The following is a 9,318-nucleotide window of genomic DNA, read 5'->3' as shown; positions in this document are numbered from 1 at the left end:
ACCCCTTATTAAGCGTGTTTTTTCGCAATGGTTTTCGTGAAATGGTCTTTAAGGTTATACAACCTGGTGTGTTTACGACCTTCCGGCCAAATTCCTGGAACGACGGTCGGCAGCGCGATCATGACCACATCACCGACTTCGGTCTTATCGCTGAAAACAAGATCAACATGCGTGTACCTTGCGGAACCAGGGGCGCTTTTTACGACAGTTCGTTGCTGAACCCACTCACCATTCGTATCTCCCCCAATCCAACCCACCGAGGTTTTGCCAATCACTTTGGCATAACGGAGAAAGGAAGTTGCGGGGTCACGTCTTAAGTGCTGGTCAGCAATATGAGCGTCATAACCCGTACGCTCGATAAAAGACGTATCAAGTACTCTAATTTTTAATATGTTGAAGGAACCAGACCAATGCTTAGTGTCTGCGCCTATCCCCATAAAATCGAGTAAGGCTCTCACTTCTTCATGTCGGTCCACCGGAACTGAGCCCGAGGTCGCTGGAATCATTTCCAAATGGCAACAGTCTAGAAGGTCCGGCTTCACTCCCCAACCAAGAGGAATTTGGTTGATGACCCCTTGCTTGTTCGGCTGTTCTTGAACAAGGACATCTTTCATATCAGAATTGTAATTCACTGCCATAAAACCCAATTGGTCGGCAGTACTCTCAATAGCACTTTGCGCCTTTGTTTGGGCGTCCGAAACGGATTTATCAATGCCCGCCATTTTTTGATTCACTTCTGAAGCCAAAGTCTGACTGGCTTGCGTTTGTTGCAGTGACGCACTAATGGCCTGTTTTAATAAAGCATCGGTATTGCTCATGTTATTTCTCCATTACTCTGATTTTTTCGTTCAGCTTCATCAGCATTTGCATTTGTTCAACCGTATTCTGTTGCGACTTCAACAACGCCGTGGTCAAAGACACATCCATATCAAACCGCCTGTGCTCTGATAATTTATGACTCCGATTCATTTCAAGTCTCAGCTCGCCATACCGACGCTCACGAATCATCGCTACTGTGTTCATTTCATCTAAGCGCATTCCTAATTCACGGTTGGCTTCTGACAACATCAAGTTTTCATAGCTTTGCTCAACAACATCCTTTTGGGTCTCAATGAGCCCGACAGTCAACTGGGCGAGTAAAGTGTCCATGTCATCGAGTTTGGCTTCGTAGTTAAACTGCCACGTCTCTGGCGTCACTGTAATATTGGTGATGGCCTGAGCGCCGGAGAACTTCAGCAAGAAGTTGCGCGTTAAGTTGTTGCCTTCTTCACTGGTTCGTTCGTTGTTCTTACGCTTCGATTGCACCACCATCTGATTGGCTGATATCAACACCCCTTCTTCGCTGATCAGGCCGAGCCAGTTGAATTGAAAGTTGCCCACCGTGTTATCTAAAATCAGCGAATAGACGACCTCATTGCCATTCACACAAGCGCTACGCGTCGGTGCACTGCGAAACACAATCTGACGACTCGTCGGAAGCGATTGGTCTCTTCGTGGCGGTATCAGTGGATCTAAGTTAGGCACATGCGCCAGCACAAACTCACGGATCACCAATGGTTGTTTTGCTTGTTGTTTTCGAGCAATCAGCTGCTCGCCTGCAATGGTAATGACTGCCATAACCTATCCTATTGATGCGCTGTACGTTTCATGGGTGTGACTGAACTCGGTGACCGAAATATGAGGATACGCCGCCGTTGTCACATCAAAGCTGTATCGACGGCAGGTTCTGCCATATTGGCGAACCAAGGCGTCCATCAAGCCAGGGACTTCATTCAAATCGCTGTCTCGTACTTTCACGCTCACCACGTCCCAAGGGTAATAGTTCAAACGCTCATCGATTTCGATATGGGGATAACCCAGCTGATCGAACATGGTTTCCCAGCCCACCTCTGAGCCGCCACCGGTTGCAAAGGCGTAAGCAAAATTCACTCGAATGCGATAGATGTGCTCAGGCTCTTTAGGCAGACGTTCGATGTCACGTTGCCAAGCCATCAAATCAACAAATTCGATAGGGGCGACCATCGGGTCTAACTGCCTAAGCGGCCACTCCAATACGTCTTGAACTCGCGACCAATACCCAAGCAAAGCCTGTCCTAGTTTGTAGATTTCGCCCTTACCCATCCAATGCTTGAGCGTAAAGTTAGGCCGTTTCAATACTGACCTCCAAATGGCCCATTCTTGGCACTTCCATGCCATTGGTTAGGTCAGCATTATCAAATTCAATCGATTCTAATACGGAGAATTCACCGTGCAGTTCTTGGGCTAATCTCGAAAAACTAAAGCGCGAAGAAGGCTTGGTTTTCGTCACGTTATAATCGGTGTTCTGCCTAAAGGCCGAGCCAATAAAAAGCGCAATATTAGTTTCAAGCTGCGCGCTCTCTTCTACCGACAGTATTCGCCCAATCCACACTCGACACTTCACTGTGATGGTATTGCCTGGCATGGCATACACTCTTAAATCATCACCATGACCATGATTACCTTCGTGATTAATGTGCGTGTTTAAATCCGCCAGCATTTGAGGCGATGGCTCCCCAGAATCCAAGAGAATAAACGCATTAGCCGAACCTGGACCTCGGGGCGCGTTGTGCTTGAAGTAAACATTTTCACTGTTGATACCGGCGCGCAACATCAGTAATGAACGGTAAGCCGCATCAATGTGCCATTTCGCCACCCCACTAAATTGATTGCGAATGCGCACCCTTAATTGATCGTCACTTTCTTCATCGGCGCCCGCTTTGATTAGCCAATCGGCAGTATTCACAGCGCGGCTAATACCTGGAACCGCCGTGGTTAAGACATGAAAATACCCTTCGCCCAGATTAAAGGCCGCGCCTTCATGCTCGGCCTCCACCTTGCCAACCGTTGACGTTTCATGCTCTTGCAGTGTCGTGTCCTGACTTAATATCACTCGGTAAACTTTGCCGTTAATGGGGTCGGTTTGTATCACCGTGCCTTTGGGTACAACAATGGCCGGCCCTAGCTTCGCGGCTCGGTGTATCACCACTTGCCCTGCCGCTTTGGTCGAGGGCTTTCTCTTCACGTTGAATTGCCACGCCCACAAGTCGAGCCATTTGTCTTTTGCCGTCGCCACGAACATATTGGGCAGCACGTACCCAACCAGAAATCGGTTAACCAGCCACACTGTTGGACCAATCACCATGGTTTCAATTAAGCGCCAAAATGGAGAATACTGAGAATCGTTAGCGATGGTACTGCCTTGCTTTCGAGCTTCCTCTTTGAGTGTCGCTTTCCACTCTGACGCTTCGAGCGGTAACCCCGCCTTTTCAGCAAGCTCAGTAAAGTTCGGTTTCGGGATATCAGTCAAAGTTCACCTCTGTGCTTACGCTGCCAAAGCGCACTGTTTCTGCAAAAATATAAATTTGTCCATCGTTCACTTCTTCAATGCGAACCGTACCAGGTACCAGACGAACGTCTTCTTCGACCAACAGTTCGAGTTGCGTGCGCGCGTCCGCTTTTTTCGCGGGGCTACGTTCTGCTATCAAATGGATCGCGACATTACTTTCAATAATCGCGTGTTTAATGTCTTGAGCAATCACCGCACGATCATGAATCAACACTGGGTTACGGCCGGCATCGAGTACCACGTCACCGTTTTCAATGAGAATGTCTTGATAAAAGAACTCCGCCATTAGCCCGCTGCCATTTCTAGTTCGCTCGCCATGTCTTGTGGGCTACTCATGTAAGTGGGATAAATTGCAACACCACCGTAATTGGTTGAACTCGTTTGGTAGCTAGCAATACTCTTGGCCGCGCCACCTGGCTGGACTTGAGCTTGAGGCGCTGCGCTTTGCACTGACTTAGATTTCACTTCTAACTCATCACTTTCATTGCCAAAGCCAGGTAGCCAATCAACAAGCCCTTTTAGGTTTTCCCAAATCCCCGCCAACTTATCCGTAAACCAACTAAAGACACTGCCAAACACATTTCGCATCGAGTCGGCCATTTGTCCAATGAAGACAAAGCCAGTGGTATCAGTAAAACCACTCATCACCCATTGCCAACCTGCAGACAGGAATTGAAACAGCGTTTGAAATGGCAGCGTCAGCAGCTCTAACGCCCCTGAAATCACGGAAAACCACCAAATATCTGCCATTTCTACTTTCAGCATTTGCCAACCAAAGACCAAGCTTTTAAATCCGTTGCTTAACGAATCCACCATCTGACCAATAAACGTAAAACCACTAGTATCGGTAAAGCCGCTCATCACCCATTGCCAACCGGCTTTGATAAACTCAAACAGGGTTCTAAATGGCAGCGTAATTAGCGCGATTGCGCCCTCTAACACTTGAAACCAGGTCGTATCACCAAACGACGCTTTGAGGTCGGCCCAGTAATAAATCAGAGCCCCAACCGCTGCAATGGCGGCCACAACACCGGCAGCAATTAAGAAAATAGGGTTAGCCAGTAACGCCACCGATAGTTTCAAGAATGCCCACGTAGCGCCCATCACCCCTTTTGATAATCCCCACATCGCCACCGTGACGGTTTTGGTCACGCCAACACCTAAAGTCATCGTTGCCCATGCTACTTTCAAAGCGCCAGATATCATGGTCAACAAGCCACCGGCAGCCACCAAACCCAAAAGAGCCACACCTGCAAAGCCAATGTATTTGGTGAGATTTGGGAACATCTGTGTCCATTCGATGATTTCCATCGCGCCATCAGACAAACTTGAAACCACAGGTAAAAGCGCGGGCAACAATGCTGCGCCAAAGGCCGTTCGCACTGCAAACACGCCTTGCTCTAGTCGTTCCCATTGGTCGGTCATGGCACCAGCCATTTGTTCGGCGACATCTAAACCCTGAACTTGACCAAGTTCAGAAATGGAGTTGGCAAGACCATCCGTGTTTTGCATCAGCAGCTGGATCATGGCTGAGGCTTCTTTGGTACCAAACGCTTTACTCAGTTCTGCCGCTTCTGCCACCGAAATCGTTTCGCCGTAACGGCCTTTTATTTGGTTAAGAATATCGACAATCGGCAGCATCTGCCCTTGAGCATTGGTGAACTGCATGTTCAATGCTTCTTGAGCTTTTGCGGTACCCGCCAAGAACGAGCGGTATTTTGTGCCCGCTTCGCTGCCACTCATCGTGGCTTGCAACGTACCGAGAATCGCCATTTGCTCGGTCATGCCGACACCAACAGAGGTCGCCGCGGCTCCAACAGAGGTAAACGCGGAAGACATACCAGCGCCAGTCGTTTTGAACATCTGCACAGCTCTGGCCGTTTGACCACCCAGCATGTTCACCCAATCCGCTTTGCCCATTTCATTGGCCGAGTTTTGAAAAATGCCATACATGGTCCCAACGTAATTGGTGATGGTTCCAGTATCCGCTTTCGTTGCAGCTGCTAGGACACCCGACGCTCTCGTAAACTCAGAAAGCTCATTACCTCCTAATCCAGCAATCGCGGATTGGATGTCATAAGAAGCGGCCACAAACTCCGTCGCTGACTTGCCATAATCCACAGAGAATTTCATTGCCGTTTGAGCAAGGGTTTTGAGTTGGTCATCAGCAACGCCGAGTGACTTGACTTCACCGAGCTTTCTATCCATTTCAATGGCTGGCATTAACGCTTGTTGCAGGGCAAAACCTGCGCCTACCATGCCAGCTGCGCCCGAAACCATCGTTTGAGTACCTTGTTTGTAGGTATTCGTGACATCGGATATTTGGCGCTGAATGTTGCCCAGAGGTTTTGATATCTGGTCAATCAATCCAACTTGAAATCTGAGCGCTTCAGGTAACATCAACCACTCTCTTTATGCTGATTAGAGTTAGGCGCCAAAGGCTTTGGCCACCCCACTTGCAGTAACGGCTTGCATGTTTTCCCAATGGTTCTTCTCTAACCAAATCGCATAGGCAAGATTTTGGTCAGTATCAGGGGCATCGGGTAGCCACTTACGCCGCCACGCATACATCTTTTGCCTGTCACTGCCATCAATGGCCGCGACAAGCGCATCTATTTTTTTACTGAGATAGCAAGCTTCGGTGTGTACTCTTTAAGAACAAAGCCATAAATCTGCGTTGCTGCACCCGCGTTTTCCTTAGTTATTTCACGTAGTGCATCTTTCGATTTATCGCTAACGCAACTCATCAAGAAGTTATGCGCGGCACTACTGATATCACCTTGCATCGTGGTGTTTTGCGCTTCGTCGTATTCCGCCGGTGTTGGGTTGAATTCAAGGTCGGTTGTGCCAACGGTTAAAACAATGGATTTTGTCATGCTACTTCTCGCTTCAATGATTCATAAATTCGGGTGAGCCCGGTTTCAAGTTGACGCTCAAGTCTCTCAAAACCATCCTTCACTTCTTCTTTAGTGGCGTAGCTCTCCGCCACATGGGTTTTATAATCAGCAAGCTCTTTCGAAAGAGAAAACAGTTTGCTAATCAATGCACCTATCAACATCACCAACAAGGTGGCAAGGGCGACCAGCGCAGATAACCAAGTCGGGTCCATCTAGCCCCCTTTTACTGCCTGCTTTAGTCCACCAATTAGGCTAAGCGGCTTTTGCCCCGCAGTGATTTGCTTATCTACGGAACGTTTGTGGATGTTCACACCAAGTACAGCCAGAGCAACAGAAATCAATGGTGTCAGCGCGACAATGGCATTGACGACATTAGCCGCTTCTTTTGGCTCAATAATCATCACAACAAACAGTCCAAAGAACATCAGCGCCCAACTCAAACACAAGGTGTAACCCCAAGTAGGACGCCAACGCCTTACAAATGGATCATGACTCGCCATTTCGACTTTCATTGTTGAGGCTTGTTGGGCTATGGCAAGCTTACGTTCTTCACTTTCCAGTTCTGCATTTTGAAAGGCAAATTCACGAAGCTTTACCCGTTCATCAGACTCAAGCTGTTTAATTTTCAACAACGCTTCTGGGTTATTGATAAGTGCCTGTTCAATGGCTTTGGGGCTGCTGTCCACTCCAAGCGCACTGGCGACCATTCCTGCAACCGCGCCTCCCGCAGGGCCACCGATAACAGTGCCAATAAGTGGCGCTGCGCTACCAAGTAGTGATTTAATTTTGTCCCACATATTTTAATCCTTAACGATGGTAAGTTTGGCTGGTTTGCCGTTCAGCTCTGTCATCAACACTTTGAAAGCATGACCAGAATTGACAACGGCCCATTCATTTCCGACGAAACCAAAATCGACACCGGGTGCTAAACACCCCTGCAGATCACTCGGTTTATTGGCCTTATGAATCAGCACATGAGTTCGAAGGCTTGGCCCGCTGCGAGTGACGCCTAACATTGGCTCTTCTACTGCGTAACAGTGGCCAAAGCGTGGCGATTGATGCGGTAAAAGGTCGTAAGTGCCTTCAACAATGCAAGATTCACTAGGCTTGTTGTTGAGCATTGGTCGTTCAACCACGCAACAGACTTTGGAACCATCAGGGCGATAGAGATACGAATAGGTGCCATGTTCAAAGTAACGGCGTTTCATCAAATAGTGTTTCATCGTTTCATTCGCTCCAATTCGCTTTGGCATTGAGTGCAATATTGGCACCCTGATATGTGTTGGCGGCGAGCTTCTGGAATGGGAACACCGCATTCGCCGCATTCCTGCGCGCTTTCCCGCTGGTTAACTTGCTTAGCCCTTGCCAACTGGTTGGTAAGCGCCACTTCCGTGAATTGGGTTTCAAAGCCACTGGCTTGGTCAATAACATCAGACATTTCAATCCCTACTTACTGAGTAAACGTTACTGAACCAAATCTTCGGTTTCATCTGGGCGCAAATATGGAACGCCATTGATTTTCACAAAGTCTGGGCTGGTCACTTCGAACGGCAACTTATGAACTAATGCACTGCCACCATTGGAATCCGCATCGAGTAAGTCAGAGATTTTCAGACGACAACCAAAGGCTTCAATCTTCAATTCGTCTTTATCAATTTTGCCGTAGAACAAGGCATCAAAGTCCGGCATACCACGCCAAGAGCCGGCGCTTTTGGCGGCTTTGCCTAATCGGTTAAATTGCTGCGTGGTCAGTTCCATTTCACCACTGGCGGCCACATCACCATCGACATAGCCGTCAGGTACACCATTGGTTTTGTTGACGGCAGAATTGTCTTCAATCGACAGCGTGACCTTTTGCGCGGTGAGCTTGTAGTCACCCATTGAAAAGTGCATGTTCTTGCCAGAAATACGCATGCTCATGGTTACGCCTCCGTATCTGCAGGGTTAGAGAGATCAAGCCCAATGTTCACAACAATGTGTTTCGGGCAGTTGTGTGGCGTGACCATCAAACCAATCACGACTTTTGTTTTGCTTTGCCACGTGATGGTGACGTCTTGATCGCTCGGTGGCATGATTTCACCAGGGAACGGAATGCCACCAATCTCCGTGGTCTTCGACATATCGCGCATGTCTTTGCTGAAATAGGTGCGGTTAAGTTCGATACTCGGTGGCGTTGAATTCAGAATGCGGTCAGCAATGCGGCGGATCGCTTTGATGCGAACGCGGCGATTCAGTTTGTGAACCGGACGAACGTATTCTAGATATTGATAGTCCCCGCCCTTCGCTTCCAACGTAGTCGCGTCTGTCCAATACACCCCTTCCATGTCGGCATACCATTGCGGCAATGAATAACGAGCATCAGCTAACACTGCGATGGTGCTCATTTCCAGTGGTTTACCTGCGCTATCAATAGGCATTTCACCAAGCCCCAACACGCTGCCCGTAGCTACTCGCATTGGACTGTCGGCGACGGTCACCGCTCGATCGCACAAGCGCCCACCCAATACACCGATGTTATTGCCATTGAGCATCGGCACAGGCGTCACCATATTGGCCGACACATCTTTCACTAACGCCAATAGACTGGTTTCGTATTTCGCCCAAGTTTGCTTGCTCTTATCGATGCCAGGACACGCCGCTAAGAAAAACACCCAACGGCCAAGCTTGCTGGTGAGCTCAGTCGCTTTACTTTGCATCGCTTGAAAGTCTGCTTTGCTGGTCACGATGTCCACCACACAAACCCCTTCAAACGAGTCCGTGCGATTGGCAATATCAACCGCTTCCTGCCACGTTTTACCTTCAGCGAGACCAAACACGGCGCCCGTCCAGTTCTGTTTCCCATTGAGCTGCGCCGCTTTGAGGTTAGCGCCCAGTACGTCATCGGCTACGACATCATCAAGGTTGGTCATGTTATTCACACGCGTGACTTTGCCTTGCAATTCAGCTTTATCGGTGCGCCCGATATAAAGCAGGTGGCGTTCAATTTCTGGGATCCCGCCTTGCCCTAAATTGAGGTTGTTAACCTCTACCTTTCCGGTTGCCATTGGTTATTTC

The 9,318-nt window shown here is 48.8% G+C and carries 14 protein-coding genes; all 14 read right to left on the bottom strand.

The window, feature by feature from the left end:
- Nucleotides 1-8: 8 nt before the first annotated feature.
- The 14 genes from L1D11_RS14770 to L1D11_RS14705 are packed head-to-tail and all read right to left on the bottom strand — an operon-like array spanning nucleotide 9 to nucleotide 9,308.
- Nucleotides 9-818, bottom strand: a complete 810-nt coding sequence (locus tag L1D11_RS14770) for a hypothetical protein (protein WP_239832697.1) — start codon at nucleotides 816-818, stop codon at nucleotides 9-11.
- A gap of 1 nt (nucleotide 819) precedes the next feature.
- A complete protein-coding gene (locus L1D11_RS14765; RefSeq protein WP_239832698.1) occupies nucleotides 820-1,617 on the bottom strand; it encodes a phage tail protein in 798 nt (265 codons plus the stop codon).
- A gap of 3 nt (nucleotides 1,618-1,620) precedes the next feature.
- A complete protein-coding gene (locus L1D11_RS14760) occupies nucleotides 1,621-2,121 on the bottom strand; it encodes a hypothetical protein (protein ID WP_016796839.1) in 501 nt (166 codons plus the stop codon).
- A gap of 19 nt (nucleotides 2,122-2,140) precedes the next feature.
- Entirely contained in the window at nucleotides 2,141-3,328 is a 1,188-nt protein-coding gene (locus L1D11_RS14755; protein ID WP_239832700.1) for a baseplate J/gp47 family protein, read from the bottom strand.
- Entirely contained in the window at nucleotides 3,321-3,653 is a 333-nt protein-coding gene (locus L1D11_RS14750) for a DUF2590 family protein (RefSeq protein ID WP_016788158.1), read from the bottom strand. Before L1D11_RS14750 ends, L1D11_RS14755 begins: the two co-directional genes overlap by 8 nt.
- Nucleotides 3,653-5,767 carry a phage tail tape measure protein gene (locus L1D11_RS14745; RefSeq protein WP_239832703.1) on the bottom strand — a complete coding sequence of 705 codons (2,115 nt, stop codon included), beginning with the start codon at nucleotides 5,765-5,767 and terminating at the stop codon, nucleotides 3,653-3,655. Before L1D11_RS14745 ends, L1D11_RS14750 begins: the two co-directional genes overlap by 1 nt.
- Before the next feature lie 27 nt (nucleotides 5,768-5,794).
- The gene (locus L1D11_RS14740; RefSeq protein ID WP_016788155.1) at nucleotides 5,795-5,938 is read right to left on the bottom strand and encodes a hypothetical protein; all 144 of its coding nucleotides are present in this window, start codon (nucleotides 5,936-5,938) and stop codon (nucleotides 5,795-5,797) included.
- 41 nt (nucleotides 5,939-5,979) lie between these two features.
- On the bottom strand, nucleotides 5,980-6,243 hold the full coding sequence (locus L1D11_RS14735) for a putative phage tail assembly chaperone (protein ID WP_016798804.1): 264 nt from the start codon (nucleotides 6,241-6,243) through the stop codon (nucleotides 5,980-5,982).
- On the bottom strand, nucleotides 6,240-6,476 hold the full coding sequence (locus L1D11_RS14730; RefSeq protein ID WP_065107107.1) for a hypothetical protein: 237 nt from the start codon (nucleotides 6,474-6,476) through the stop codon (nucleotides 6,240-6,242). The genes L1D11_RS14735 and L1D11_RS14730 overlap by 4 nt, the downstream gene beginning before the upstream one ends.
- Nucleotides 6,477-7,061, bottom strand: a complete 585-nt coding sequence (locus L1D11_RS14725) for a 3TM-type holin (RefSeq protein ID WP_239832704.1) — start codon at nucleotides 7,059-7,061, stop codon at nucleotides 6,477-6,479.
- A gap of 3 nt (nucleotides 7,062-7,064) precedes the next feature.
- Nucleotides 7,065-7,487 carry a DUF5675 family protein gene (locus tag L1D11_RS14720; RefSeq protein WP_239832705.1) on the bottom strand — a complete coding sequence of 141 codons (423 nt, stop codon included), beginning with the start codon at nucleotides 7,485-7,487 and terminating at the stop codon, nucleotides 7,065-7,067.
- Nucleotides 7,484-7,702, bottom strand: coding sequence for a TraR/DksA C4-type zinc finger protein (locus L1D11_RS14715; protein ID WP_083994932.1), 219 nt, complete (start codon nucleotides 7,700-7,702; stop codon nucleotides 7,484-7,486). Before L1D11_RS14715 ends, L1D11_RS14720 begins: the two co-directional genes overlap by 4 nt.
- Nucleotides 7,703-7,728: 26 nt before the next feature.
- Nucleotides 7,729-8,184: a phage protein gene (locus L1D11_RS14710; RefSeq protein ID WP_016788149.1), complete on the bottom strand. Its 456-nt coding sequence runs from the start codon at nucleotides 8,182-8,184 to the stop codon at nucleotides 7,729-7,731.
- Nucleotides 8,185-8,186: 2 nt separating this feature from the next.
- Nucleotides 8,187-9,308 (bottom strand): DUF2586 domain-containing protein, encoded by a 1,122-nt coding sequence (locus L1D11_RS14705; protein ID WP_016793040.1) that lies wholly within the window; start codon nucleotides 9,306-9,308, stop codon nucleotides 8,187-8,189.
- Between the last annotated feature and the right edge of the window lie 10 nt (nucleotides 9,309-9,318).

This window comes from Vibrio sp. Isolate32 (genome assembly GCF_022397955.1).
Lineage (GTDB): Bacteria > Pseudomonadota > Gammaproteobacteria > Enterobacterales > Vibrionaceae > Vibrio.
Note: the sequence above shows the minus strand (reverse complement) of the source record. Positions and strands in the feature narration are given on the sequence as shown.

Coding starts and splice junctions, on each gene's coding strand:
- L1D11_RS14710 (WP_016788149.1), bottom strand. CDS start 8,184: ATGAGCATGCGTATTTCTGGCAAGAACATGCACTTTTCAATGGGTGAC.
- L1D11_RS14765 (WP_239832698.1), bottom strand. CDS start 1,617: ATGGCAGTCATTACCATTGCAGGCGAGCAGCTGATTGCTCGAAAACAA.
- L1D11_RS14715 (WP_083994932.1), bottom strand. CDS start 7,702: ATGTCTGATGTTATTGACCAAGCCAGTGGCTTTGAAACCCAATTCACG.
- L1D11_RS14725 (WP_239832704.1), bottom strand. CDS start 7,061: ATGTGGGACAAAATTAAATCACTACTTGGTAGCGCAGCGCCACTTATT.
- L1D11_RS14750 (WP_016788158.1), bottom strand. CDS start 3,653: ATGGCGGAGTTCTTTTATCAAGACATTCTCATTGAAAACGGTGACGTG.
- L1D11_RS14705 (WP_016793040.1), bottom strand. CDS start 9,308: ATGGCAACCGGAAAGGTAGAGGTTAACAACCTCAATTTAGGGCAAGGC.
- L1D11_RS14760 (WP_016796839.1), bottom strand. CDS start 2,121: ATGGGTAAGGGCGAAATCTACAAACTAGGACAGGCTTTGCTTGGGTAT.
- L1D11_RS14740 (WP_016788155.1), bottom strand. CDS start 5,938: ATGTATGCGTGGCGGCGTAAGTGGCTACCCGATGCCCCTGATACTGAC.
- L1D11_RS14730 (WP_065107107.1), bottom strand. CDS start 6,476: ATGGACCCGACTTGGTTATCTGCGCTGGTCGCCCTTGCCACCTTGTTG.
- L1D11_RS14745 (WP_239832703.1), bottom strand. CDS start 5,767: ATGTTACCTGAAGCGCTCAGATTTCAAGTTGGATTGATTGACCAGATA.
- L1D11_RS14720 (WP_239832705.1), bottom strand. CDS start 7,487: ATGAAACACTATTTGATGAAACGCCGTTACTTTGAACATGGCACCTAT.
- L1D11_RS14770 (WP_239832697.1), bottom strand. CDS start 818: ATGAGCAATACCGATGCTTTATTAAAACAGGCCATTAGTGCGTCACTG.
- L1D11_RS14735 (WP_016798804.1), bottom strand. CDS start 6,243: ATGACAAAATCCATTGTTTTAACCGTTGGCACAACCGACCTTGAATTC.